The 24,598-nt window shown below is 65.9% G+C and carries 22 protein-coding genes; 11 read left to right on the plus strand and 11 right to left on the minus strand.

Annotated elements, in window-relative coordinates; genetic code table 11:
- Positions 1-57 precede the first annotated feature (57 nt).
- Positions 58-192, minus strand: a complete 135-nt coding sequence (locus PQQ53_RS27185; RefSeq protein ID WP_255219733.1) for a hypothetical protein — start codon at positions 190-192, stop codon at positions 58-60.
- Between the two features lie 335 nt (positions 193-527).
- Between PQQ53_RS27185 and PQQ53_RS27190 the strand changes: the two genes are divergently transcribed.
- The gene (locus tag PQQ53_RS27190) at positions 528-1,193 is read left to right on the plus strand and encodes a hypothetical protein (protein WP_408148809.1); all 666 of its coding nucleotides are present in this window, start codon (positions 528-530) and stop codon (positions 1,191-1,193) included.
- A gap of 24 nt (positions 1,194-1,217) precedes the next feature.
- Here PQQ53_RS27190 and PQQ53_RS27195 read toward each other — a convergent pair whose 3' ends face one another.
- Positions 1,218-1,814, minus strand: a complete 597-nt coding sequence (locus PQQ53_RS27195; protein ID WP_408327494.1) for a hypothetical protein — start codon at positions 1,812-1,814, stop codon at positions 1,218-1,220.
- Positions 1,815-1,921: 107 nt separating this feature from the next.
- Between PQQ53_RS27195 and PQQ53_RS27200 the strand changes: the two genes are divergently transcribed.
- Both PQQ53_RS27200 and PQQ53_RS27205 read left to right on the plus strand, forming a co-directional pair.
- Positions 1,922-2,845, plus strand: coding sequence for a helix-turn-helix transcriptional regulator (locus PQQ53_RS27200; RefSeq protein ID WP_408327497.1), 924 nt, complete (start codon positions 1,922-1,924; stop codon positions 2,843-2,845).
- Positions 2,842-4,785, plus strand: a complete 1,944-nt coding sequence (locus PQQ53_RS27205) for a DUF3857 domain-containing transglutaminase family protein (RefSeq protein WP_408327500.1) — start codon at positions 2,842-2,844, stop codon at positions 4,783-4,785. Before PQQ53_RS27200 ends, PQQ53_RS27205 begins: the two co-directional genes overlap by 4 nt.
- A gap of 71 nt (positions 4,786-4,856) precedes the next feature.
- Here the strand turns inward: PQQ53_RS27205 and PQQ53_RS27210 are convergent, their stop codons facing one another.
- The 5 genes from PQQ53_RS27210 to glgC all read right to left on the minus strand — a co-directional run bounded on the left by PQQ53_RS27210 (position 4,857) and on the right by glgC (position 11,204).
- Positions 4,857-6,008, minus strand: coding sequence for a branched-chain amino acid ABC transporter substrate-binding protein (locus tag PQQ53_RS27210; RefSeq protein ID WP_408154428.1), 1,152 nt, complete (start codon positions 6,006-6,008; stop codon positions 4,857-4,859).
- A 453-nt stretch (positions 6,009-6,461) separates the two neighbouring features.
- Positions 6,462-6,923: a hypothetical protein gene (locus tag PQQ53_RS27215; RefSeq protein ID WP_408148799.1), complete on the minus strand. Its 462-nt coding sequence runs from the start codon at positions 6,921-6,923 to the stop codon at positions 6,462-6,464.
- A 163-nt stretch (positions 6,924-7,086) separates the two neighbouring features.
- Entirely contained in the window at positions 7,087-7,953 is an 867-nt protein-coding gene (gene pdxY / locus PQQ53_RS27220; RefSeq protein WP_408148797.1) for a pyridoxal kinase PdxY, read from the minus strand.
- Positions 7,954-8,369: 416 nt separating this feature from the next.
- A complete protein-coding gene (glgA, locus tag PQQ53_RS27225; protein WP_408148795.1) occupies positions 8,370-9,830 on the minus strand; it encodes a glycogen synthase GlgA in 1,461 nt (486 codons plus the stop codon).
- Positions 9,831-9,932: 102 nt separating this feature from the next.
- Positions 9,933-11,204, minus strand: coding sequence for a glucose-1-phosphate adenylyltransferase (gene glgC / locus PQQ53_RS27230; RefSeq protein ID WP_408154424.1), 1,272 nt, complete (start codon positions 11,202-11,204; stop codon positions 9,933-9,935).
- Between the two features lie 459 nt (positions 11,205-11,663).
- On the opposite strand from glgC, the gene PQQ53_RS27235 reads away from it, so the two are divergent.
- A complete protein-coding gene (locus PQQ53_RS27235) occupies positions 11,664-12,797 on the plus strand; it encodes an alpha/beta fold hydrolase (RefSeq protein ID WP_408327503.1) in 1,134 nt (377 codons plus the stop codon).
- Positions 12,798-12,900: 103 nt separating this feature from the next.
- On the opposite strand, the gene PQQ53_RS27240 is transcribed toward PQQ53_RS27235, so the two are convergent.
- Positions 12,901-13,896 (minus strand): LLM class flavin-dependent oxidoreductase, encoded by a 996-nt coding sequence (locus tag PQQ53_RS27240; protein WP_408148789.1) that lies wholly within the window; start codon positions 13,894-13,896, stop codon positions 12,901-12,903.
- A gap of 278 nt (positions 13,897-14,174) precedes the next feature.
- On the opposite strand from PQQ53_RS27240, the gene PQQ53_RS27245 reads away from it, so the two are divergent.
- The 4 genes from PQQ53_RS27245 (at position 14,175) to PQQ53_RS27260 (ending at position 18,561) form a co-directional block, all read left to right on the plus strand.
- On the plus strand, positions 14,175-15,254 hold the full coding sequence (locus PQQ53_RS27245) for an LLM class flavin-dependent oxidoreductase (RefSeq protein WP_408327506.1): 1,080 nt from the start codon (positions 14,175-14,177) through the stop codon (positions 15,252-15,254).
- Positions 15,255-15,266: 12 nt separating this feature from the next.
- Positions 15,267-16,103 (plus strand): class II aldolase/adducin family protein, encoded by an 837-nt coding sequence (locus tag PQQ53_RS27250; protein ID WP_408148785.1) that lies wholly within the window; start codon positions 15,267-15,269, stop codon positions 16,101-16,103.
- 200 nt (positions 16,104-16,303) lie between these two features.
- A complete protein-coding gene (locus tag PQQ53_RS27255; RefSeq protein WP_408327508.1) occupies positions 16,304-16,963 on the plus strand; it encodes a cysteine dioxygenase family protein in 660 nt (219 codons plus the stop codon).
- Entirely contained in the window at positions 16,960-18,561 is a 1,602-nt protein-coding gene (locus PQQ53_RS27260; protein WP_408327509.1) for a rhodanese-related sulfurtransferase, read from the plus strand. Before PQQ53_RS27255 ends, PQQ53_RS27260 begins: the two co-directional genes overlap by 4 nt.
- 48 nt (positions 18,562-18,609) lie before the next feature.
- On the opposite strand, the gene PQQ53_RS27265 is transcribed toward PQQ53_RS27260, so the two are convergent.
- On the minus strand, positions 18,610-19,521 hold the full coding sequence (locus tag PQQ53_RS27265; protein ID WP_408154418.1) for a LysR family transcriptional regulator: 912 nt from the start codon (positions 19,519-19,521) through the stop codon (positions 18,610-18,612).
- Between the two features lie 270 nt (positions 19,522-19,791).
- Here PQQ53_RS27265 and PQQ53_RS27270 point away from each other — a divergent pair, with 270 nt between their 5' ends.
- From PQQ53_RS27270 to PQQ53_RS27280, 3 genes are all read left to right on the plus strand, one after another.
- Complete coding sequence (locus PQQ53_RS27270; protein ID WP_408148854.1) at positions 19,792-20,694, plus strand: ABC transporter substrate-binding protein; 903 nt, start codon at positions 19,792-19,794, stop codon at positions 20,692-20,694.
- A 691-nt stretch (positions 20,695-21,385) separates the two neighbouring features.
- Positions 21,386-21,937 (plus strand): hypothetical protein, encoded by a 552-nt coding sequence (locus PQQ53_RS35075; RefSeq protein WP_459252114.1) that lies wholly within the window; start codon positions 21,386-21,388, stop codon positions 21,935-21,937.
- A gap of 24 nt (positions 21,938-21,961) precedes the next feature.
- Entirely contained in the window at positions 21,962-22,915 is a 954-nt protein-coding gene (locus PQQ53_RS27280; RefSeq protein ID WP_408148777.1) for a patatin-like phospholipase family protein, read from the plus strand.
- A gap of 40 nt (positions 22,916-22,955) precedes the next feature.
- Here PQQ53_RS27280 and PQQ53_RS27285 read toward each other — a convergent pair whose 3' ends face one another.
- Together PQQ53_RS27285 and PQQ53_RS27290 are read right to left on the minus strand one after the other, a co-directional pair.
- Positions 22,956-24,236: a type II toxin-antitoxin system HipA family toxin gene (locus tag PQQ53_RS27285; RefSeq protein WP_408327511.1), complete on the minus strand. Its 1,281-nt coding sequence runs from the start codon at positions 24,234-24,236 to the stop codon at positions 22,956-22,958.
- Positions 24,226-24,564, minus strand: a complete 339-nt coding sequence (locus PQQ53_RS27290; RefSeq protein ID WP_408148774.1) for a helix-turn-helix transcriptional regulator — start codon at positions 24,562-24,564, stop codon at positions 24,226-24,228. Before PQQ53_RS27290 ends, PQQ53_RS27285 begins: the two co-directional genes overlap by 11 nt.
- Positions 24,565-24,598 lie beyond the last annotated feature (34 nt).

A 24,598-nucleotide genomic window follows, 5' to 3' on the forward strand; every position in this document is an offset into this window, starting at 1 on the left:
CGCTTTTGCGGGGCTTTGCGACGCGTGCCGTGCCTGTCGGGCACGGCATCGCCACCATTAGTGGCAGCGCTTTTCCCAGTGATGGTGAACACGCACCTTGTGGCATTCGCGATGATGCTCATACGCTTGTGCGGGAGCGATCGCGCTCAGGGTGACGACGGCTGCAGCCATGGCGAGAACGATTTTCTTCATTACAAAACCCTTAAGTCAATGTTGTGGAGCTACCGATGCAGCACCGGACGTACCGCATCGGCACGCAAGGATGCCACATTGCGTGGCGGCGCGCGTAGGAACACCGTGCGAATGCGTGTGTCAATGCAACACGCGGTCCGGCGCGAGGCGCGTGCAGCAAGGCGGGGCGCGCGGTACCGTGTATTTTCGACACAACGGCGCAGGTGTGGGGCAATGAATACACGGGTGCGCACGCCGGGATTGCGCCCCACGTAGTGAAGCGGCTACCCTTTCAAAACGATGACGCGCGCGAGCGTGTCGTCACTACATCGGGCAACAAGATGGAAGACCCAGCGATGGAAGATTCCGACGAATTGCTGCTCCCGGTCTGGCGAGCGAACCTGGTGCTGCTGACCCGCGAGGTCGGCGCGGCGACCCGGCTCGCGCGCATGATGACCTTTTCCGCGAGCTACCTGAAATTGATGCTGTCCGGGCAGCGCGAATTCAGCGAGGAATTCGTGCGCGGCATTGAAGCGGTGACCGGTTTGCCGGGCGGCTGGATGAACGTGCCGCACACCGAGCACGAGATACCGCCGAACGCGCGCGAGGCGATCGACAACGAACAGCCGCTCGCGCGTTTTCGCGGCACGGCGCATCCGGTGCGAAAGAAAACCGTGTTGCGGCCGCCCGAGCCGATCTTCGGCCAGCCGGGACCCGCGAAACGTGTCGAGGAAGAAACGCTCGACGTCGAAGCGCATCGGCGTCACGCGCATTTTCGTAAGGTCCGCGAGTCGGCGATTCAGGACGTGCGGCGTTTCGAGCGGCATCTGATTCACGCGCCGGTGGAGCTGTCGGTGATGCGTGCGAAGGTGGAGGAGGTGATCGCCGCCGCCGAGCTCGACGACCCGATCCAGGCCGACCTTGCGGGCCGGCTCGAGCAGATCGAGAAACATCGCCATTTGCTGCTCAGGCATGTGGAGAGGTTGCAGGCGCTGCTCGCGCATCTGGGCGAAGGGGAGTGAGACGCGCGAGCAGCAGCGCTCCGATTACACCGATCCGGTCATGGACTGAGCTTTGCGCCGGGCGAGAAACTCGGCTTCGAGCGTCCACGTCACGCCGTCTGCAGCGAGGGCCACGCCGGTCCAACGGAACGCATCGCGCGTGATGCCGGTGAAATTCCAGCGAATCGGCGTGCCATTGGCGTGCGTGCCGATCTGCACGAGATCGTCGCCGATGCGCCGGCCGGTCAACTCGTCGCGCTGGCCGGTCCGCGGGTTGAAGTAGGTGACGCGCCACGCGCGCAGCGCCGGGTCCCAGATGCGCAGGGTGGTGCCGTACATCGCGTCGGCTGCCGGATTCGTCGCATCGGTATTGCTCCTCGCGCCGGTCGCGAGTTCGCGTGCGCCGCGCGGCGGCATGATCCACACGTCCTGCACGGCGCGGCCTTCGAGCACCCAGCCGAAATGAATCTCGCCGCGCCGCGGCGCGTCGCGCAGGTCGACGCGATAGTGCACCACGTCCATCTCCCAGCTGCCGATCAGCCAGCCGTAGAGGTCGTCAGCGGCGTCGATATCGGCGGCACGCGCCGGTGCGTTCAATGCGGCGACGAAGCCGCCCTCGAAGATGTTCTCCAGTCGCTTCATGCTGTGTGCTCCATGGGCCGAGAGTCGGATCGACATCGCCGGGCGGGCCGAACCGCGCCGCCCGCCGATGTGCTAAAACCACGATACGGACTCGGCCGAGGTGCATCTTGGGGAAAATTGCCGTCACGTTGCAGCAGGCGCTGGCTCAGCGGGAGCGGGACGGCGCGCGCGGCGCCATGGCCGCGCGTGCGCTCGCCCAGGGCGCGGGCTGGGAGGTCGCGGACATGCTGTGCACGTTCGGCCCGCGTGACCGGCCCTTCGAGGAGAGGCACGCCGGCGTGTGCATCGCGATGGTGGTGGCCGGTTCGTTCGACTACCGTGCGGCGCCCGGCCGCGAATTGCTCACGCCCGGCGCGCTGCTGCTAGGCAACACCGGCGAATGCTTCGAGTGCGGGCACCGGCATGGGGCCGGCGATCGCTGTATCGCGTTCCACTATGCGCCCGCGTACTTCGAGCGGCTTGCCGCGGATGCGGGCGTCGCGAGCGGCCAGTTGACTTTCAGGTGTGCGTGCATTGCGTCGCAGCGCGCGTTCTCGCCGCTGCTAGCGCGGGCTTGTGGCGGCGCTCGCGCGGATTCGGACGACACCAACGAAGGCGTCTGGGACGAGCTGGCCATCGAGCTGGCGGCCGCGACCCTGCAAGCCGCCGGCGCCGTGACGCGTGCCGAGGCGTGCGCGAAGGGCGCGGCCAGCAGCATGGCGAAGTCGCGTGTCGCGCAGATCGTGCGCCTGATCGACGAGACGCCAAGTGCGCCGCATACGCTCACGAGCCTCGCCGACGCCGCGGGCTTGAGCGAGTTCCACTTCCTGCGCACGTTTAGGCGCGTGAGCGGCGTGACGCCGCATCAATACCTGTTGCGGGCGCGTTTGCGAGCGGCGGCGCTGCGTCTTCAGGACGGCGGCGCGAAGATCGTCGACATCGCGCTCGATTGCGGCTTCAACGACCTGTCGAATTTCAATCACGCGTTTCGCGCGGAGTTCGCCGCGAGTCCGCGTGCGTGGCGTGCGCGGGGCAGGGCGCGCCGTTCATGACGGGGCGCGTCGCGTTGCCGGGGCGGGCCGCTGCTTCGACGCCGGGTGCGTATGCCGCCTTTACCGTCCTTGTTGGCTTTGCCGCCTTCACGTTCTGCGCGCCCGCTCACGCCGACGGCGACGCAGCGGCAACCACCGTCGACGACCGCGCGCCATCCACGATGGAAAGCGACGTCCACGTGTTCACGATCCAGAAAGACGGTTCGATCGAAGAGCACGACGACACCATCCTGCGCGCCAACACGACGAGCGGTGTCGACGACATCGCGCAACGCTATGTGTGGTTCAACAAGGACATCGAACAGGTGCAACTGCTGGTGGCGGAAACCATCGACCGCAACGGCGTCGCGCATCCGGTCGGCCCCGAGGCGATCCGCGACGTGCAGGAGCCGCGCTCGGCCGGCGCACCGAGTTTCGAGGACGGCGTACTGCGCACGGTGATCTTCCCCGGCGTCGAACCCGGCGCGCGCGTGCATCTGGCGTTTCGCAAGACGCGCGCGAAGCCGCTGCAGGCGGGCACCTTCGCCTACCTGGTCGAGCCGACGCGCGAGCCGGTCGAACTGCAACGGCTGATCTTCGATCTGCCTGCCGACGTGCCGCTCCATGCCGACGCGCGCGGCTACACGGCGGTGCCGCCGGTGACGGCCAACGGCCGCACTCGCTATGAATTCGACTACCGGCACGGCCCGTATGCGCCGCTCGAAGCGGGCGCCGTCGGCTACGCGAACTGGGGCGACCGGCTGATGGTGTCGACGGTGCCGGACTTCGCGAGCTTCGCCGCGCGTTACCGCGGGCTCGCCACTGATGCGACCATCGACGATCCCGCCATCGTGCGGCTCGCGCAGAGCCTGAGCGCCAACGCCGCCGATCCGCGCGCGAAGGCGCAGGCACTGTACGACTGGATGCGTATGAACATCCGCTACGTCGCGTTGTTTCTCGGCGAGACGGCGGCGATCCCGCACAAGGCGAGCGACATCCTGCGCAACCGTTACGGCGACTGCAAGGATCACGTCGCGCTGTACGGCGCGCTGCTGGCCGCGGTGGGCATTCGCAGCGAGGCGGTGCTGCTCAACCTCGGGCCGTACTACAGCTTGCCGGACGTGCCCGGCTACGGCGCGAGCGCGATCAATCACGCGATCATCTGGATTCCTGAGCTGTCGCTGTTCGCCGATACGACGGCGGGCGGCACGGCGTTCGGCTATCTGCCGCCGGGCGTGATGGACCGGCCCGTGCTGCTGGTCGGTGAAGGCGTGTTGTCACGCACGCCGGCCACGCAGGTGCGCGGGCGCAGTGCGCGCCTGCAGATCGACGTCGACGAAAGCGGCGCGGCGAATTACGCGTACCGTGTCGAGGACGCCGGCTTCACCGCGGAGGTCGAGCGCAATACGTTCCGGCGCGCGACGCGGCAGCGCACGCAGCAGATCGCGGCGAACCGTCTGTTGCAGACGGGCTTGCATGGCACGGCACAGTTGCGCACGGACGACGTAAGCGCGACCAACGGCCCGTTCGCCACGGCGATGCAGGGCACGGTCGCGCATTTCGTGTGGCAGGACGGCACGACGGCGGTGCCGGCGCTGACGAGTCTGTCCGGCGGGATGGGCTCGCAGGTACAGAGCTGGCTCGCGGAGCCGACGCGGACCCAGCCGTGGGCGTGCATCGGTGGAGAGTTCGACGAGACGCTGGAGATGACGCTGCCGCGCTTCGTGCGCGTCACGGATCTACCCGCCGATACGGCAGTGCAGGACCGCTTTCTGACGTTTTCATCGCGCTACGTATTCGATCCCGCGACGCGGATGTTGCAGGTCACCCGCCATCTGCGCGCGGCGTTCGGCCATCAGATGTGTTCCGCCGACGAATTCGCCGCGATGAAAGACGACCTCGTGCGGATCGAGCGCGATCTCGATGCCGAGCTGGTGGTGAAGGTGACGAATCCAAAGTAGCGGCCCTGGCCGTTCGGAGCCCAGGGCCGTACACGCTTAAGGTTTTCGCTCTACGTTGGGCACTAGCCAGCTCAGGTCCCGCTCTTCGTGACGATCGGCACCCACCCGCCGTTCTTGACCTGATACAGCGTGGACGCACCGCTCTTCAACGCGCCGGTGCTATCGAACGAAATCTTGCCGGTCACGCCTTCGAAATCGATCGCCTTCAGCACCGGCCGGTAATCCGCCGGCGAGGTCGATTTGGCCTGCTGCATCGCCTTGATCGCGGCCCACGCGCCGTCATAGCCGAACGGCGCATAGGACAGGATGTCTTCGCCGAAACGCTTCTTGAACTTCGCGGAGAAGTCCTTGCCGCCAGGCAGCTGCGCAAGCGGGCGGCCGTATTCCCAGGCCATCACGCCGTCGGCCGAGTCGCCCGCGAGCTTGATGAAGTCCGGGTCCATCACGCCGCCGCCGCCCACCAGTTGCGCGCTCAGGCCCAGTTGCTTCATGCGCCGCGCGAAACCGGCCGCCTGGTTATCCAGTCCGCCGAAGAACACCAGGTCCGCATTGGTCCCCTTGATCTTGGTGATCTGCGTGCTGAAGTCCACCGCGTGATTGTCGGTGTACTCGCGCGCGACGATCGTGCCGCCGTGCGCCTTCACCGCCTTCTCGAACTCGTCGGCTTCGCCCTGGCCGAACGCGGTCCGGTCGTCGATGATCGCGATGCGTTTGGCCTTGGTCACATCCACCGCGTACGCGCCCGCGTTGCCGGCGTTCTGACCGTCGGTGGAAATCACCATGAAGGTGTTCGCAAAACCGCGCCCGGTGATGATCGGATTGGTGGCGGCGGGGTCGATCACGGGAATGCCGGCCTGTTCGTACACCTGCGAGGCGGGGATCGTCGTGCCCGAATTGAAGTGCCCCACCACCACCGACACGCCCGAATCGACGAGCTTCTGCGCGGCCTGCACGCCGATGCGCGGGTCGGCCTGGTCGTCCTGCGAGATGAGCTGGAATTGCGCCACCTTGTCGCCGATCTTGAGCTTCTGCGCATTGGCTTCCTCGATCGCGAGCCGGACTCCGTTTTCCAGATCCTTGCCGTAGCCGGCATTGGCGCCGGTCAGCGGCGCGGCGAAGCCGATCTTCACCTGCAGGTCGTCGGCAAAGCTGCTCAGCGGCGCGACTGCGAAGAGGGCGCCCGCGAACAGGGCAAGCGGTTTCAGCGTGTTGCGAAGACTCATGGTCTCTCCTTCCGTCGACGGTTCAAGTGATGAAAGCGGCAAGGCAAGTAACGCTGGCTCGACACGCGCGTTGAAGCCTGGCTTCGCGCGTATCGACAGACTACGAATGATCGAACGCCATAAACAATGCTGGAATACGCGCAGTGGCACGCAGCCGTGTTTATGCGTGGTCAATCTGGCGCGAATATAGAAAGCCAATTTGCCGCCGTCTTGGCAGTTCGAGGCGTTTTGGATGAGCATTTCGGCACAGGCCGCGCGGCGTGTCGGCGGCAAGCCGTGCGTGCCGGCGTGTGAGGTGCCGATTGCGGCACATGCTTAAGAAACCGGCGCGAGCGCGCCGGCGGTGTTGCTTGATGGTTGCTTGACGGTTGCTTCGTGGTGACGGGTGACGATGGCGCGTGGCGCTGAGCGATGTGCCAACCCGCCGGTCTCAGCGCCAGGCCGGATCAATACTCAACGCTCGCCTTGCTGGCGCAGCAATTCTTCACGCAGACGCAGCAGCGGCGCCTTGGTTTCGTCGTCGGCCCAGGTGTCGAGGTCGTCGATCGCGCGCTGGCAGCCGTCGAGCACGAGGTCGAGGTCCACCGGCACGCCGTTGTTCAGCGCGAACTCGATGGTTTGCGCGAACTGCTCGCACTCGTCCTCGCCGTACGAGATGTCGAGGTTGTCGGCGATGATGTCGGCGATGTTGCTGCGCGCCTTGTCGTCGGGCGTGACCATGTCGACGATGCCGCGCGCGACGGCCGGCGAGTAGTAGAGCGCGATGTCGAGCCACTGCGCCGGATCGAAATCGGCCTGATCGAACTGGTTCTCGAAGTACTCGATCGCTTCCTGCTCGTGCGCTTCGTCGGCGTCGACGCTCATGCACAACTGCTCAAAAAATTCTTCCCGCTCGCTGCGGATATAACCGTCCATCGATGCCTCGTCTGCTGAATGCCGGATGCGTGTGAAATGCCATGCGGACAGGCGGATGCCTCGTCCACGCGGCACGCATTATAGGACGGCCGGCTCACAGACGCGGCTGGCGGCGTGCCGCGCGCCTCCAGTTGCGGCCCTGAGCACGCCCCATGGCCACACCCTAAGCCGTCTCCGCCACCCACGCATCGAACCACTCGCGCGGCTGCGCGATGTCGTTCTGCGCGGCGACCAGTTCCAGCTCGTAACGGCCGGCCTGCCAGGTCGCCTTGACCACCGCGTTCACCGCAGCCAGCGTGTGCTCGAAGGCCGCGCGAATCGAATCGCCGAGCAGCGTGCGCGCGACGAACACCGCGCTCGTCAGATCGCCGACCCCCACCGGCTGCCGCGCGAACGGATAGAGCGGACGTTGCCCCATCCACGCCTCGCGCTCGGTGACGACCAGCATGTTGAAGCTGTCGGCGGGACTGTTGCGGTCGAGCAGGTGTTTCACCAGCATGAGCTTCGGCCCGCGGGCGATGACTTCGCGGCACGCGGCCACCGCTTCTTCGAGCGTCTCGATCTCGCGGCCCACCAGCCGCTGTAGTTCGGTGTGGTTCGGCGCCATCGCGTCGGCCGCTTCCGGCATGGTGCGCACCAGAAATTCCTGGATGCCCGGCTCGACCTTGCAGCCGCTCGCGGCGCCCATCACCGGGTCGCAGAAGAACCATGCGCGCGGATTGGCGGCCTTCACGGCCTTGACGATCTCGAGCACCGACTGCGCCTGCTCGGGTGTGCCGAGATAGCCGGAGAGCACGGCGTCGCAGCGCGGCAGCATGCCGATCGCGCCGATGCCTTCGACCAGATCTTCCATCTGCGGCGCACCGATCGCACTGCCGGTCCAATGGCCGTATTGCGTGTGGTTCGAGAACTGCACGGTGTTGAGCGGCCAGACGTTGACGCCGAGCCGGCGCATCGGAAACACGGCCGCGCTGTTGCCGGCGTGCCCGAAGACCACATGTGACTGGATGCTCAGAACGTTTTTCGTCATGGTATCGCCGCGCGCAAGCGGGGTTGCGCGTTTCAAGGGTCGCTGGAAGGATGTGCCGCGCCGGCGTGACCGAAGGTGGCCGGTCGCCGCGTGCGGCAGGACTGCTTCAGATGGTGCAAGAAAAATGCGCAGTCTGCATTGTCAGGAAACAATACATGAGTTTGCGGCGCGCGAGTCGATCCGTCCCTGTGTTGTTGCGTCGAACCATCAGAATGGCGGGAGAAGGGCGGGGGCGGCGTGGGGAGCGGGTGGGTGGGGATGCGGCGATGCGGGGGAAATTGAACGAGCGAGGCAAGCGAGGCAAGCGGGACAAACGGGACAAACGGGACAAACGGGACAAACGGGACAAACGGGACAAACGGGACAAACGGGACAAACGCTCGACACCTCAGCCGTCGCCCCGACACCTTTCCAGATCAAACCAGTTCCCGATACAACGCCAGATACCGCTCCGCCGAGGCCCCCCAGCCGAAATCCTGCCGCATCGCGCGCCGCTGCGCCGCCTTCCATTCGGTGCGCCGGCCATACAGCGCGAACGCGCGGCGAATCGCGGCGGCGAGGCCCTTCGGCTCGAAGCGTTCGAACACGAAGCCGGTGGCGAGATCGTCGGCGAGATTTTCGAGCGACGCGTCCGCCACCGTATCGGCGAGGCCGCCGACGCAATGCACGAGCGGCAGCGAGCCATACGCGAGCGCATAGAGCTGCGTGAGCCCGCACGGCTCGAAACGCGACGGTACGGCGATCACGTCGCTGCCCGCGACGATCGTATGCGCGAGCGTTTCGTCGAAACCGAGTTCCACCGCGACCGACTCCGGATGCGCCTGCGCGACACGCTTCAGGCCATTCTCCAACGCCGGGTCGCCGGTGCCGAACACCACCAGTTGCCCGCCGCGCCTGACGATTTCGGGCACCGCGCCGAGCAGCAGATCGAGGCCCTTCTGTTCGGTCAGGCGGCTCACCACGCCGAACAGCAGCGCATCGCTTTTCTGCGCGAGGCCGAAGCGCTTTTGCAGCGCCTCCTTGCACGCGAGTTTGCCGGCGAGGCGTGTGGCGTTGTAGTGGGTGTCGAGCAGCGCGTCGTCGGCGGGGTTCCAGACTGCGTAGTCGACGCCGTTGAGAATGCCGCTCAGATCGTGCGAGCGATGGCGCAGCAGCGCGTCGAGCCCGCCGCCCTGGGCGAGCGTCTGGATTTCGCGCGCATAGGTCGGGCTGACGGTCGTGATGCGGTCGCTGTAGTAAAGCCCAGCCTTCAGAAACGACAGCTGCCCGTAGAACTCGATGCCGTACATGCTGAAAAAATCGTCCGGCAGCGCGAGCTGGCCGAACTGATGCGCCGGAAAAACCCCCTGATAGGCAAGGTTGTGCACCGTGAACACGCTGCGCGCGAGCGCGCGGCCATGCTGGCGCTCTGCGGCTTTCAGATAGGCGGGCGCGAGCCCGGCGTGCCAGTCGTGCGCATGGACGATCTGCGGCGACCAGGCCGGGTCCAGTTGCTGCGCCAGTTGCGCGGCGACCCAGCCGAGCAGCGCGAAGCGTTGCGCGTTGTCGCCGTAGGGCACGTGTTCGTCGTTCAGGTACGGGTTGCCGGGCCGGTCGTACAACGTATCGGAGCGAATCACGTAGACGACCAGACCGTTCGACGGCAGCGTGCCCCGTTCGAGCGTCACGCCCGGCGAGTCGAACCGGCGCCCCAGTTGTGCGACCGGATGCAGGTCGGCGAGACCTTTGAGCACCGCCGGAAAACCGGGCAGCAGCACCCGCACGTCGGCGCCGCGCTCGATCAGCGCGGGCGGCAACGCGCCCGCGACGTCGGCGAGACCGCCCGTTTTGAGGAGGGGATACAGCTCGCTTGCGACGTGCAGGGCGCGAATCGTCATAGGCCGGGTCTCGTTCCTGAGTGAGGGTTGTGCCGCCAGGTCATGGCACCGGGTGCAAGGCCACGCAAGCTGCGTTCGGCGAACGGCCGCCCGCCGTGCGCGTCACTTCACCGTCTGTTTCTGGCGCAGTGCTTCGGGCGTGACCAGCACCACGCCGTCGTCGGTGCGATAGAAGCGCTCGGCGTCGGCCACCGGATCTTCGCCGATCACCGTGCCATCCGGTATCGCGCAGCCGCGGTCGATCACCACCTTCTGCAGCCGGCAGCTCGCGCCGACCGTGACCTGCGGCAACAAGACTGCCTCATTGATATTACAGAACGAACTCACCTTCACGTTCGACGACAGCACCGAGCGCGAAATCTGCGAGCCCGAGATCACGCAGCCGCCGCACACGATCAGATTGTTGCCCGAGCCTTGCAGCCCCTTCAGGTCGCGCACGAACTTCGCGGGCGGCAACTGCTCCTGATACGTCCAGATCGGCCAGTTGCGGTCGTACAGGTCGAGTGTCGGGATCGTCGATGCGAGATCGAGATTGGCGGCCCAGTAGGCGTCGATCGTGCCGACGTCGCGCCAGTACGGCTCCACGTTCGGGTCCGACGACACGCACGACATGCTGAACGGATGCGCGATCGCCGTGCCTTGCGTGACGACGCGCGGCAGGATGTCCTTGCCGAAGTCGTGATCGGTATCGATGCTGGAAATGTTCTCTTCGAGCAGCGTGTACAGGTAGTCGACGCTGAACACGTAGATGCCCATGCTGGCGAGCGCCGTATCGGGACGGCCGGGGATCGCGGGCGGGTCGGCGGGTTTTTCGACGAAGCCGGTCACGCGGCGGTGTTCATCCACCGCCATCACGCCGAACGCGACCGCGTCCATGCGCGGCACCTCGATGCACCCGACCGTGCAGTCCGCGCCGCTTTCCGCGTGGTCGGCGATCATGCGCGTGTAGTCCATCTTGTAGATGTGGTCGCCCGCGAGCACCACCACGTATTTCGGCCGGATCGAGCGGATGATGTCGAGGTTCTGGAACACCGCGTCGGCGGTGCCGCGATACCAGTGCGCGCCTTCCACGCGCTGCTGCGCGGGCCATAGGTCGATGAACTCGCCGAATTCGCCGCGCAGAAAACTCCAGCCGCGCTGCATGTGGCGCAAGAGCGAATGCGCCTTGTACTGCGTGACCACCGCGATGCGGCGGATGCCGGAGTTCAGACAGTTGGACAGCGCGAAGTCGATGATCCGGTATTTGCCGCCGAAGTGCACCGCCGGCTTGACGCGCTTGTTGGTGAGCGGCCCGAGCCGCGTGCCCCGTCCGCCCGCGAGGACGATGGCGAGGGTGGTGCGCTGGATGTCGTTGAGCCGCGCCGGAGTGTCCATGTCTGTCTCCTTTGTCGACCGCGGTGAGTGCAAAGCACTGACGCCGGTCGCCTGCATGTTAGTTGCTGAGTTATATGCCCGGATGATGTAGTCACTTGCTCCGCGCCGATGATTCGGGCTGCCAGGCGCTCCGTCTACGCGGTGCCTGTCAGCTAGTTCTAGCACCGATTAGCCCTGAGCGAGAGTGCGATTTGCCCGCAGACCGCGAGCGCGTCCATCTTGCGCACAATCGACTCTTGCACGGCGCCCATCCGTGCGGCACTGCACATAGAGCGTGAAGTGAGTTGCCGCAATATGCATGCCAAACCGGTCGACGCGGCGAGCGGCCTGCGCGAATGGCGGCAGAGTCCGGCGGCGCGTCGTAGAATCGTGCGCTTTCACGCCGGAGGTCGAAGGGCGGCGCTTCGCCGTTCGGTCCTTGCAGGTTCCCTGCCGCGTCTTTTTTGCAAAAAAAATCCGATGAGTGTTCGCCGCCATTCACTGCTTGCCCTGTTGAGCGTCTGCGCATGGGCTGCTGCATCCGCCGTTTCCTCTGCTTCAGCCGCCACGCCGGCGAATGCCGCTTCTGCGGCGGTGAGCGAGGCCAGCCCGGTCGCCGCGAGCGCCGCCGCCGTGTCTGCCGCCGCGCCTGTTGCCGATAACAGCGCTCCGGCGTACGGGCCCGAGTTGCAGGGCTTCACGTATCCCGCGCCGGTCGGGCGCTTCGAGTTCACGTCGCAAGGCGTGCCGCTGCAGATGGCCTACATGGACGTCAAACCCGCCAGGCCGAACGGCCGCACGGCGGTGTTGCTGCATGGCAAGAACTTCTGCGCAGCGACGTGGGACGCGACCATTCATCGGCTGAGCGATGCCGGCTATCGCGTGATCGCGCCGGACCAGATCGGCTTTTGCAAATCGAGCAAGCCCGAGCACTATCAGTACAGCTTTCAGCAGCTCGCGCGCAACACGCATGCGCTGCTGGAATCGCTGGGCGTGAGCGACGTGACGATGATCGGTCATTCGACCGGCGGCATGCTGGCGATCCGCTATGCGCTGATGTATCCGAGCGAAACGCAGCAACTGGTGCTGGTGAACCCGATCGGTCTCGAAGACTGGAAGGCGAAGGGCGTGCCGTCGCTGTCGGTGGACCAGTGGTATGAGCGCGAACTGAAAACGAGCGCCGACGGCATCCGCCGCTACGAGCAGGCCACCTATTACGCGGGGCAGTGGCGCGCGGACTACGAACCCTGGGTGCAGATGCTGGCGGGGATGTATCGCGGGCCGGGCAAGCAGATCGTCGCGTGGAATTCCGCGCTGCTGTACGACATGATCTACACGCAACCTGTTTTTTATGAGCTCGGCCAACTGAGCATGCCCACGCTCCTGATGATCGGCCAGAAAGACACCACCGCGATCGGCAAGGACGCGGCGCCGCCCGCGGTGCGTGCGCAGATCGGCCATTATCCGGAACTGGGCAAGGCGGCCGCGAAGGCGATCCCGCACGCGACGCTGGTCGAGTTCGCGGAGTTGGGGCACGCGCCGCAGATGCAGGACCCGCGGGCGTTTCATAAGGCGCTGCTGGACGGGATGGCGGCGGTGCCGGCGAATCGCTGAATGCGGACCGCAGTGGGCAACCCGGTCGGCACCTGACTGACCGGCTGACTTCAGCAAAAAAAGGGCGGCCAATGCGGCCGCCCTTTTTCATCCGCCGGTGCGACTACTTCCCGGCACTCAACTCGTCACGCACTTGCGCGCCGATCTCGAACGACCGCAGCCGCGCCGCGTGATCGTAGATCTGCGCGGTGAGCATCAACTCGTCCGCACCCGTCTGATCGATGATCGACAACAGGCCTGCGCGTACCGCATCGCGATCGCCGAGCACGGTGCACGCGAGCGAGTGCGCGACGCCGTTCAATTCCATCTCCGACGCATCGATCCGCTCGACCGGCGGCTGCAACTGGCCGGGCGTGCCGCGCCGCAGATTGATGAACTGCTGCTGCAGCGAGGTGAACAGACGCTGCGCTTCCTCGTTGGTATCGGCGGCGAACAGGTTCACGCCGACCATCGCATGCGGTTTGTCGAGCGTCGCCGAAGGCCGGAACTGCGAGCGATAGACCTGCAGCGCGGTGAGCATGTAATCGGGTGCGAAGTGCGACGCGAACGCGAACGGCAGGCCGAGCGCCGCGGCGAGTTGCGCACTGAACAGCGACGAGCCGAGCAGCCACAGCGGCACATGCAGCCCCGCGCCCGGCACCGCGCGAATGCGTTGGCCGGGCACCGGATCGGCGAAATAGCGCTGCAACTCGACGACGTCGTCGGGGAAAGAATCGGCGCTGTTCTGCAGATCGCGGCGCAGCGCGCGGGCGGTGCTCTGATCGGTGCCCGGCGCGCGGCCGAGACCGAGATCGATCCGATCCGGGTAGAGCGACGCGAGCGTGCCGAACTGTTCGGCGATGACGAGCGGCGCATGGTTCGGCAGCATGACGCCGCCGGAGCCGACGCGAATCGTCTTCGTGCCACCCGCCACGTAACCGATCACCACCGACGTCGCCGCACTGGCAATCCCTGTCATGTTGTGATGTTCCGCGAGCCAGAAGCGGCGGTAGTTCCATTTTTCCGCATGCTGCGCGAGATCGAGCGTATTTCTGAACGCGTCCGCCGGCGTGGCGCCCGCGGTGACTGGCGAAAGGTCGAGGACCGAGAAGGGGATCATTGTCTGTTCGTTTGCTGTTTCCGGCGCTCGCGCGCGATGGGGCATTGTGGCAAAGGTTGAGTTTTTCTGCTGACGGTGCGCGGATGTCCACGTTCATCGAAGGGGGTTTGGGCGGCAGCCGGCCCGCTCGAACGTTACATGCAAAGCCGATATAGATATGGCCGATCAATATTTAACAAGCGCATGTCGCGCTGCTACCTTAGGCCCCTCAAACAGCGTCACGCAGCCGGCGCAACACGCCGCCGCCCCGCCGGGCAACCATTCACGGAGACACCGACGTGTCCATCGAATTCATCGGTATGATCCAGACCCGCAAGGTGTCTGAAACTCACGCGCCGCAAGGTCCTGCAGTCGACACCGGCTACGTGGAGCAATTCGCCCGCGCGCATGAAGCGGCGGGCTTCGACCGCATTCTCGTGCCGCATCATTCGACCAGCCCCGACGCGCTGCTGACCGTTGCTCATGCGGCGAGCGTGACGAGCCGTGTGCACTTCATGCTCGCGCACCGGCCGGGCTTTGTCGCGCCGACGCTCGCCGCGCGCCAGCTGGCGACGCTCGATCACTACTCGGGCGGACGCCTCGCGGTGCACATCATCTCCGGCGGCGACGATGCCGAACAGCGCCGCGACGGCGATTACCTGTCGCACGACGAACGCTACGCGCGCACCGACGAATACCTGCATATCCTGCGCCGCATCTGGACCGAGACGAAGCCCTTCGATCACGCGGGCAAGTACTATCGCTTCGAACAGGGCTTCTCCGAGGTGAAGCCCGTGCAGCAGCCGCATATTCCGGTGTACTTCGGCGGGGCGTCGGCGCCCGCGCTCGAAATCGCCGGCCGTCACGCGGATGTCTACGCGCTGTGGGGCGAGTCGAAAGCCCAGGTGCGCGAGCAGGTGGCCCGCGTGCGCGAGCAGGCCGCGAAGCACGGGCGCAGCGTGCGCTTCTCGGTATCGTTCCGGCCGATTCTCGCGGCCACGGAAGCCGCCGCGTGGGAGCGCGCGGAGCACATCCTCGCCGAAACGCGGCGGCTGCGCGCGGCGCAGGGGCTCGGCGTCGGCGGTCCGGCGCAAAGCGAAGGCGCGCGGCGTCTGCTCGCGGCATCGGGTGAGTCGGATCGTGCCGACGAGCGCTTGTGGACCGGCATCGCGCGCGAAATCGGCGGACGCTCGAATTCGACCGCACTGGTCGGCACGGCGGAACAGGTCGCCGATACGCTCGCCGAGTATCACGCGCTCGGTGTGTCGACGTTCCTCGTGCGCGGCTTCGATCCGTTGGAAGACGCGATCGAGTACGGCCGCGCGCTGATTCCCGCGACCCGTGAACGCATCGCGCGCGTCGAGCGCGCGGCGGCCTGAACGGAGGCGCGCGTGACCGATCTCTCTCCCGCCGCATTCGACTCCCCGCGCGCAGCCGAGCCGCCGACGCTCGTGCGTCACGCGCCGCTGCGCAAGTTCTGGTTCGACGACGTGCCGCCGCGCGAGAGCGTCGCGGCCGAACGCCGTCATCGGCAGGAACGGCTGGCCGTCGCGTTTCGCCTGTTTGCGCGCTATGGCTTCGATCAGGGGCTCGCCGGCCATATCACCGCGCGCGACCCGGAGTGGCCCGACCACTTCTGGGTCAATCCGTTCGGCAAGCATTTCAGCCGTATCCGCGTATCCGACCTGCTGCTGGTGAATGCCGAGGGCGAGATCGTGGTCGGAGAAGGCCCGTTGAATCAGGCGGCCTTCGCGATTCACGCGGCGATCCACGAGGCGCGTCCCGACGTGGTGGCGGCGGCGCACACGCATTCGCTGTACGGCAAGGCGTGGTCGACGCTCGGCCGCACGCTCGATCCGCTGACTCAGGATTCGTGCGCGTTCTATCAGGACCATGCGCTGTTCGACGATTTTCGCGGCGTCGTGCTCGACACGCAGGAGGGTGCGCGGATCGCGGCAGCGCTCGGCGAGCGCAAGGCGGTGATCCTGAAGAACCACGGCATCCTCACGGCGGGCCCGAGCGTCGAAGCGGCGGCCTGGTGGTATATCGCGCTCGACAACGCGTGCCATGCGCAACTGCTCGCCGAAGCCGCGGGCGCCCCGCAACCGATTGCGCACGACGTCGCCGCGCTCACGCACGAGCAGGTGGGCCGCCCGGGCGGTGCGCTGTTTGCATTCCAGAGCCTGCTGGAAGGGCTCGTGGAAGCGGAGCCTGACGTCCTCACCTGAGCGCTTTTTCAACGACGGCGCACGCTTGCGGCTCGCGGCGCCGATCGCACGCGGATCGCACGCGGATCGGCGGGCGCCGCTCGCTTCGCGCACGCCGCGCTGCGCGAACGGCGTGCAGCGATGAACCGGCGTCTGCGTCGCGGCGCTCGCGCGGATTGCATGAGCGCCTGATTCGAACCTATCTTTTTTCCAACCCATCCATGACCCAGATGTTGAGGCCGGACCGGCTGCGCGCGTTCGTCGGCCGGATCGCGTCGCTTGTCGACGAAGCCGCGCATGACGACGCGAACCACGAAGCTCGCGACGCGTTACAAAACGACGCCCGCAAGGAAGCGCATCTGCTCGAAGCCGGCGCTGCCGCATTGCGCGAACTGATCGCGCACGACGACTGGCTGCCCGATGCATTCGCGCAGCCCCATCCCGAGCGATACCAGCAATTCCTGTTGCACGCGGACTCGCAACAGCGTTTCTCAATCGTCAGTTTTGTGTGGGGACCCGGGCAGGCGACGCCCGTGCACGATCACACCGTCTGGGGTTTGATCGGCGTGCTACGGGGCGCGGAAATTGCTCAGGCTTATCGTGTCCGCGAGGACGGCGCGCTGACCGAACACGGTGCGCCGCAGCGCCTCGAACAAGGTGCCGTGGACGCGGTGTCGCCGCGTATCGGCGACATTCATCGCGTGAGCAATGCTTTTGGCGACCGTGCGTCGATCAGCATTCACGTGTACGGTGGAAACATTGGCGCGGTGACGCGCTCGGTCTACACCGGCGACGCGGGCCGTAAGACTTTCATCTCAGGTTACTCGAACGACGTGTTGCCGAATATCTGGAATGTCTCGAAGGAGTTTCTTACCCCATGAGTGTCATCAACGAATTCCGTACCCGATCATTTGAAGACGTGCGCGGCGCGCTCATCGCCCGTGAAGAAATTGCACTTGTCGACGTGCGTGAGGAAGATCCGCACGCACGCAGTCATCCGTTGTTTGCCGCCAACCTGCCGCTGTCGCGGCTCGAACTGGACGCGCCGGCGCGGCTGCCGCGCGTGGCGCTGCCGATCGTCGTGTTCGATGCGGGCGAAGGCCTCGCCGAACGCGCCGCGCGGCGCCTGACCGAACTCGGCTATACCGACGTCGCCTTGCTCGAAGGCGGTCTGCAAGGCTGGCGCGAAGCCGGCGGCGAACTGTTTCAGGACGTCAACGCGCCGAGCAAGGCGTTCGGCGAACTGGTGGAAAGCGTGCGCCACACGCCGTCGCTGCCCGCGCCGCAGGTGCAGGCACTGCTCGATCATGAAGCCGACGTGGTGGTGCTCGACGCACGCCGCTTCGACGAATATCAGACCATGAACATCCCCGGCAGCATCAGCGTGCCGGGTGCCGAACTGGTGCTGCGCGCACGGCAACTCGCACCGAACCCGGCCACGCGGATCATCGTCAATTGCGCGGGGCGCACACGCAGCATCATCGGCGCGCAGTCGTTGATCAATGCGGGGGTGCCGAATCCGGTCGCGGCGCTGCGCAATGGCACGATCGGCTGGACGCTGGCGGGGCAGGCGCTCGCGCACGGCAGTTCGCGCCGCCTCGAGCCGATCGTCGAAGACGCGGTGCGTCTGGCCGCCGCTGATGCCGCGCGCGCGGTCGCGGATCGCGCGAAGGTGGGCCGCACCTCGCGCGACGAAGCGCGCCGCTGGGCCGACGAGGCGGTGCGCAGCGTGTATCGCTTCGACGTGCGCACGCCGGAGGAATACGAAGCGGGCCACGTGCCCGGCTTTCGCAGCGCGCCGGGCGGCCAGCTGGTGCAGGAAACCGACATGTTCGCGCCGGTGCGCGGCGCGCGCGTGATTCTCGCGGATAACGACGGCGTGCGCGCGAATATGAGCGCGTCGTGGCTCGCGCAGATGAACGTCGAGGTATACGTGGTCGACGGTCTGAGCGCTGCCGACTTTGCCGAGAAGGGCGCGGCGCCGCCCGCGCGTCTCGCTCCCACGCCGCCCGAGGCGGATGAAATCATGCCAGCCGAGCTGCGCACGCTGCTGCAGTCGCCGGGCACGGTCGTACTCGATTTCACGACCAGCGCGAACTATGTGAAGCGCCACATTCCGGGCGCGTGCTTCGCGATTCGCGGCATGCTCGATACGGCGGTGCGCAAATTGCCGGATGCGCAACGCTATGTCGTGACCTGCGGCAGCAGCCAGCTTGCACGCTTTGCCGCGCCTGAACTGGCGGCGCTGACGGGCCGTCCGGTGCAGGTGCTCACCGGCGGCACGGCGGCGTGGATCGAAGCGGGCTTTCCACTCGAAAGCGGCGAGACGCGCATGGCGTCGCCGCGCATCGATCGTTACCGGCGCCCGTATGAAGGCACCGATAACGCCCACGAAGCGATGAACGCGTATCTGGAGTGGGAGTATGGACTCGTCGCGCAGTTGGGACGCGATGGCACGCATGGGTTTCGCGTGCTTTGACTCGGATCTGATTTGAGTCCGACGGATGCGGGGCAGGCAGCGTACGGTTCACGCCGCGCGCTGCTTGCGTGTCTCCTTGAACGCTCGCTCGATGAGCGCGCCGAATTGCTCGACCGGCTGTTGCAGCTTGCCGAGTACGCGCGGCTGCACGAGCCAGATGTCGATCAGCGGCTTGAAGTCGCTGAGCGAGACGATGTCGAGTGCGTCGGCGTGCGCGCTCGCGTGCAGCAGCGGTAGCGGCACGAGGCCGAGCCCGTTGCCGCCCGCCACCAGTTGCAGTTGCAACTCGGTGCCGGGCGTTTCCAGATTGAGCCTGAGCGTGAGGCCCAGGCCTGTCAGCGCGCGTTGCAGTCCGTCGCGAAAGCCGCAGCCATCGGGATTCAACACCCAGCCGACCGATTGACAGCCGGCGAGCGTATGCGGGCACTTTTTCAGCATGCCTTTCTGTGCGACCACGGCGAGTTTGATGCGGCCGAGCGAGCGTGCGGATAAGGTGTCGTCGAAGGTCTTGTTGGCGGGCAGCAGGATCGCGGCGGCGTCGAGCTCGCCCTGTTCGAGCCGTTGCAGCAACCGGCTGCCCCAGCCGGTGGATGCGCGCGCCTGCAGATCGGGGTAGGCCGCCTTCAGATCGCGGATCGCGTCGCTCAGCGCGACATCGGCGATGGTTTGCGCGACGCCCACGCGCAAGGTGCCGGCGGGCGGCGTGCCGGTGGCGACGAGGCCGCGCAGCACGTCGAGTTCGCGCTGGATCACGCGGCACTGCTCATAGACGATACGGCCGGTGGCCGTCGCCTTGAGCGGCCGCGTATTGCGATCGAGCAGTTCGACGCCGAGCGCCTCTTCGAAATTCTGCAGACGTCGCGTGATCGCCGGTTGAGTGAGGCCGAGCGCGAGCGCCGCCTGTTGCAGCGACTGGCAGCGAATGACGGTGACGTAGGCGTCGATTTCGTCGATCTTCATGATGAACGGTGCCGGGACGAGAGCGCAAAAAGAATGCGTTCGATGATACCCGCCGCACCGCGTTCGCACGCATCGGTGCCGAAGAAAATTCGCATATTTGCTTAGAAGAATAATGCGTTTGTCTTATACAGAGGCGTCCCTTATCGTCGATGGCAAATCACTTCATGCCATCGGGCAAGCATCGCCATGACGACTCTGCGTTTTTCGTTCGACATCCTCTCTGTTTCGAAGCGTGCGTGGTCCGCACCGCTTGGCGCCGTCACGCTGACGATGGCAGCGCTGCTGTGCGCCACGCCCGCTCACGCGGCCGATCTGCCGGTGCTGAAAGTCGGCGACCAGTCCTTGCAAACGCGCGGCATTCTCGAAGCGTCGGGCCAGTTGAAAGACCTGCCGTACAGGATCGAATGGTTCAACTTTCCGGCTGCGCAACCGCTCGGTGAAGCGTTGAACGCGGGCGCGGTCGATGTCGGCGGGCTCGGCGATGCGCCGCTCGTGTTCGCGCTGGCAGCGGGAGCCCGGGTGCGGGCCGTGGCTGCGACGCGCTCGACGCCGCTGGATCTCGCGATCGTCGTCGGTGCGAATTCGCCGCTCAACGACGCGGCGAGTTTGAAGGGCAAGCGTATCGCGACGACACGCGGCTCGATCGGCCACTATCTCGCGCTTGCCGCGTTGAAGAAGGCCAACGTGCCCGTGAGCGAGGTCACCTTCGTATTTCTCGCGCCCGCCGACGCCAAGGCAGCGCTCGCGTCGGGCAGCGTCGACGCGTGGTCGGTGTGGGATCCGTACACGGCATTGGGCGAAGCGCGCGATCACGACCGCATCATCGCGAATGGCGTCGGTCTGTCGGAAGGGCTCAGCTACCAGGTCGCGACGGATCGCGCGATCGCCGACAAGCGCGCGCAACTCGCCGACTTCCTGCGGCGCGTGGCGCTCGGCCAGCGCTGGGCGCTGTCGCATCCCGACGAAGTCGCGGCGATGCAGTCGCGCGTGACCGGCCTGCCGGTCGACGTGCTGAAGACGGTCTATCAGCGCGGCCAGGTGCATCCCGTGACGATCGACGACAGCGTCGTCAGCGCGCAGCAACGCACCGCCGATACCTACGAAGCCGCCAACGTGATTCGTGCGCATCTGGACGTGCGCACGAGTTTCGACCGCAGCTTCCCCTTGCCTTGATGCGGCCGGCGGGAGTGTGAGCATGAACGTCGGGCGGGCGATGACGCCGTGTCCTGCGCCACTCGCAGGCGGCGCGTAAATCATCTGCCGATTCGGTGTAAACGCGCTCTCGTCTAAACCGTCCAATGCGATTAGATTATCTGCACTTGGAAGGCTTATCGAGGGACCAGGGCGGCCAAACAAGCAGCGGTTTGCCATTCCGGCGATGGCGCAAGGTGTGCAGCCAAGGTTGCCCACCGCTTCGACGGAACCGGACCGCTGCGCGTCGTCCGCGGTGCCTCGTATCTGGCGGCCAGTGGCCGCTTTCACTTCCGGTTGACTGTCTCGACCGACCTGGCGACGCTTTTCTGGCGTCGCCTTTTTGCTTGTGGCGACGCGGTGTCGTGCTTGTCCGCGATGAGACGCGCACTGCTGCTTTCAGTTCGCCACGGCACCCGCCGCTTCCGTGCCCCCCGTGCCACCCCCGTGCCGCGCTTTCGTCGCGCTTTTGCGATGCGCCGCGCAGACTCGCGCGAATTCCCGGTATTCAATCGACTTTGCATGCACGACGGCCACGTGCCGCCGTGTCGACCTCGCTCGCGGTTTGCGCCGGGTGCGGTTATCCTGTAGCTCGCTCCGAAGGAAGTCCCCTTGGGAGGCACTACATACCGGAACGCGCGTCTTGACAGCGCATCCGTACAGGGAATTCGCCGTGAGCCTGAAACTGCTTACCGTCGCGATGTTGGCCACGTGCGTCGCACTCACCGGCTGCGACGATCGACAGAGCGACTACGCCGTGCAAAAACTCAAAGATTTCTTCAATGCCGTCAAACCCGATGCGTTGCTGCTCAGGAACATGACGCCGGGTGTCACGACCGAAGCGCAGATCCGCGACCAGATGGGCAAGCCGGAAACCGAGCGCACCTTCACCGATGGCTCGAAGCGCTTCGAATATCCGCGCGGCCCGCAAGGACTGAACACGTACATGGTCGACATCGACCGTGACGGCAAGCTGCAGGCCATTACGCAGGTGCTGACGGCGGCCAGCTTCGCGAAGATCCGCATGGGCATGAGCGAGGACGAAGTGCGCCGATTGCTCGGCAAGCCCGGCGAGGTCGCGGTATTTCCGCTGAAGCCGGAGACCGTGTGGAGCTGGAAGTGGCGCGAGGGCGGCGTGACCCAGGAAGGGATTTTCAACGTGCACTTCGACCGGAATCTGAAGGTGTACACGACCTCGCGCTCGGACGTGATACGAGGGCGATAGAAGAAATGAAGCGGGGTGAGAACAATGATACGTCGACGTCGATACAGCCGGATCGGGCTGGTGTTGGGAGGTGGTGCCGCGCGCGGCTGGGCGCATATCGGGGCGATCCGCGCGTTGCATGACGCGGGCATCAAGCCCGACGTGGTGTGCGGCACGTCGATCGGCGCGCTGGTGGGCGCCGTGTACGCGAACGGCGACCTCGACTGGCTCGAAGAGTGGGTCGCGCGGCTCACGTGGCAGACCGTGGTGCGTCTGCTCGATTTGCGCATCTCGGGCGGTCTGCTCGGCGGGCGCAAGGTGATCCAGCTATTCGCGGACAAATTCAACGGCCGTTCGATCGGGGAGTTGAACCTGCCGTTCGCCGCGGTTGCCACGGAGCTCGATACGGGGCGGGAAATCTGGCTGCAGGAGGGCAGCACGATCGATTCGGTGCGTGCGTCGATTGCGATTCCCGGCATCTTCACGCCGGTGCGGCACAACGGCGTGTGGCTGGTGGACGGCGGCCTGAGCAATCCGGTGCCGGTCTCGGTGGCGCGCGGCATGCGCGCGGACTGTGTGATTGCGGTCGACCTGAACAACGACATTCTGAACGGCCGCGACTTCGGCGGCGCGGTGGTCGAAACGCCTTCGCTCGATCCGGACGCGCCGGCGCCCGGCGCGCTGCGCCGCAACGGCAAGCCCTGGCCGCGCTGGCTGGCGCCCGCCGACGCCAGCGCCACCGACGACGTGCGCGTGGCGCCCGCGCCGAGCGCGCGCGTGCCGTCGATGCTGAGTTCGATTGCGCAAAGCATCGACATCATGCAGGTGCGGATTTCGCGCAGCCGCCTTGCCGGCGAACCGGCGGACATCCTGATTCAGCCGCGGCTGGGCGGAATGGGCATTTTCGATTTTCACCGCGCGGCGCCGGCGATCGAGGAAGGGCGCGCGGCGGTCGAATACATGCTGCCGGCGATTCGGGCACGGCTGGGGATGGATTAAGGGGGGGCGGCTTGCGGGCCGGCGCGGGTTCGCCTCGATGCTACTGAACCAGCGCTGCCAGTTCCGGCGGCGCGCCTTCGAAGGCAAACGGATTAAGAAACTGGCGCCGCCACATCAGATTCCGGTCGACGTCACCGAGTTGCGCCTCGGCGCAGATAGGGAGCCAGTTATCGCGGATTATTTCGATCTGATGCTGGGCCAGCGCCATCGCATCGTCGTTGGACAGCAGGAATAGCGGCGCCGCTTTCAAACATGTATCGATCCGGCTGAGCCGCTCATTGCCGACGATAAGCATGGCCTGGGTGGCCTCGTTACCCGCCCGCGCTTGCGGACAGATGTCGTAGGCCGGTGTCAGCGCCAGCTCGTGACCGTTCCAGTAGGCCGCATGATTGCGTGCATGGTCGTCGGTGTTGCCGCACAGCACGTTGAACAGCATGCGGGCGAAAAGCTCCTTGAGCGTGGCTCGTGGATCGCTGAAACGATGGCGGATCAGCGTGGCGAAGTCTTCGTAGCTCGCATAGCGCGCCATCATTTCGTCGAGTGCGAACAGCGTCAGCGCCGAGACCATCGCGCGGCGCTGCCAGCCTTGCGTGGCGCGCACGCGGTCGAACCGTTCTATGAGCAGCACGTCCTTGCCGCCGACCTGCTTGAGCGTCACCGGCGCGGCGTGGATGCCGACTCCGGACGCGAGGCGCATCGCAATGTATTCGGCCTTTACGACGCTGTAGACGTCGCTCTGGGAAGAAAACTTCGCGATGAATTTGCGGTTGTGCGTGGTGATCATCGCTTTGGGGCGCGCACCGCCAATCGAGCTGCCGTGAAATAGCGCGCGCTCCAGATCGGGACTCAGCGGCACCCCGCGCTCGACGCTCGCGACGGCATTCAACAGATCGCTGAAGGACGCGGTGGCCGTCTCGCGTGGCACGTATTCCGTCGGCGACAACTGGAAGTCGAGCGCGCCGATGCGATCCGAGCCGGACTCCAGCAGATAGGTCATTTCGTCGAGCTCGCCAGTGTCGATCTCGGTCCCACGTGCGCCGAGCTTGCGATTGATGATTACGCGCCGGCCCCACGCGTCCGGCGCCGCGTCGCGGATGCTGCCCGGCATCGACAGGCCGTTGGCCAGCGGCAGCGCGCCGCGCTGCAGCGGTAGCTCGGGCGCATAGAGCGGGATCGCGGTTTCGCGCGCCAGGTAGCTCTGGCCGTAGTTGAACAGAATCTGATCGCCCGCGGCAGCGAGCCGGCCAGCGACTACGGGCTCGGTCGCACCGGGCAACCAGACCCAGACAAAGGCTTCTTTATAGGCGGAGTCAGAAGTCATCTTTCGTTTCGATGCGAGGTGCGCGCACGGCCCGCGGCAGCAGCGTCAGTATCTCCGCGTTGGCCTGGAGGGCGGCTGCCAGCGTCGACGAATCTGCATCGAACAGGCGTACGCCGACGACTGCCGCGGCTTCGAACACCGCGCCGATCGAACACGATAGATCGCCTTTTTCGATTCGCTGTACGAGACTGCGGGACAGACCGGCGCGCTCGGCCAACTGCGCCACGGTGATCTTTCGTTCAAGCCGCGTGCGACGGATTAGTTGGCCTAGCAGGCGTGCGGCCTCGAGGCTGTAGCGCGAGGCGGGACGAGTGGCGCGGAGGGGCATGAATGGGCTAATTGACTCGTATATGAATCACGAA

Source organism: Paraburkholderia strydomiana (assembly GCF_046030495.1).
Classification (GTDB): Bacteria; Pseudomonadota; Gammaproteobacteria; order Burkholderiales; family Burkholderiaceae; genus Paraburkholderia; species Paraburkholderia strydomiana_A.

Bases quoted from the DNA above. Each gene is read 5' to 3' on its own strand.
- PQQ53_RS27185 (WP_255219733.1), bottom strand. From the start codon at position 192: ATGAAGAAAATCGTTCTCGCCATGGCTGCAGCCGTCGTCACCCTGAGC.
- PQQ53_RS27190 (WP_408148809.1), top strand. From the start codon at position 528: ATGGAAGATTCCGACGAATTGCTGCTCCCGGTCTGGCGAGCGAACCTG.
- PQQ53_RS27195 (WP_408327494.1), bottom strand. From the start codon at position 1,814: ATGAAGCGACTGGAGAACATCTTCGAGGGCGGCTTCGTCGCCGCATTG.
- PQQ53_RS27205 (WP_408327500.1), top strand. From the start codon at position 2,842: ATGACGGGGCGCGTCGCGTTGCCGGGGCGGGCCGCTGCTTCGACGCCG.
- PQQ53_RS27210 (WP_408154428.1), bottom strand. From the start codon at position 6,008: ATGAGTCTTCGCAACACGCTGAAACCGCTTGCCCTGTTCGCGGGCGCC.
- PQQ53_RS27215 (WP_408148799.1), bottom strand. From the start codon at position 6,923: ATGGACGGTTATATCCGCAGCGAGCGGGAAGAATTTTTTGAGCAGTTG.
- pdxY (WP_408148797.1), bottom strand. From the start codon at position 7,953: ATGACGAAAAACGTTCTGAGCATCCAGTCACATGTGGTCTTCGGGCAC.
- glgA (WP_408148795.1), bottom strand. From the start codon at position 9,830: ATGACGATTCGCGCCCTGCACGTCGCAAGCGAGCTGTATCCCCTCCTC.
- glgC (WP_408154424.1), bottom strand. From the start codon at position 11,204: ATGGACACTCCGGCGCGGCTCAACGACATCCAGCGCACCACCCTCGCC.
- PQQ53_RS27235 (WP_408327503.1), top strand. From the start codon at position 11,664: ATGAGTGTTCGCCGCCATTCACTGCTTGCCCTGTTGAGCGTCTGCGCA.
- PQQ53_RS27240 (WP_408148789.1), bottom strand. From the start codon at position 13,896: ATGATCCCCTTCTCGGTCCTCGACCTTTCGCCAGTCACCGCGGGCGCC.
- PQQ53_RS27255 (WP_408327508.1), top strand. From the start codon at position 16,304: ATGACCCAGATGTTGAGGCCGGACCGGCTGCGCGCGTTCGTCGGCCGG.
- PQQ53_RS27260 (WP_408327509.1), top strand. From the start codon at position 16,960: ATGAGTGTCATCAACGAATTCCGTACCCGATCATTTGAAGACGTGCGC.
- PQQ53_RS27265 (WP_408154418.1), bottom strand. From the start codon at position 19,521: ATGAAGATCGACGAAATCGACGCCTACGTCACCGTCATTCGCTGCCAG.
- PQQ53_RS27270 (WP_408148854.1), top strand. From the start codon at position 19,792: ATGGCAGCGCTGCTGTGCGCCACGCCCGCTCACGCGGCCGATCTGCCG.
- PQQ53_RS27280 (WP_408148777.1), top strand. From the start codon at position 21,962: ATGATACGTCGACGTCGATACAGCCGGATCGGGCTGGTGTTGGGAGGT.
- PQQ53_RS27285 (WP_408327511.1), bottom strand. From the start codon at position 24,236: ATGACTTCTGACTCCGCCTATAAAGAAGCCTTTGTCTGGGTCTGGTTG.
- PQQ53_RS27290 (WP_408148774.1), bottom strand. From the start codon at position 24,564: ATGCCCCTCCGCGCCACTCGTCCCGCCTCGCGCTACAGCCTCGAGGCC.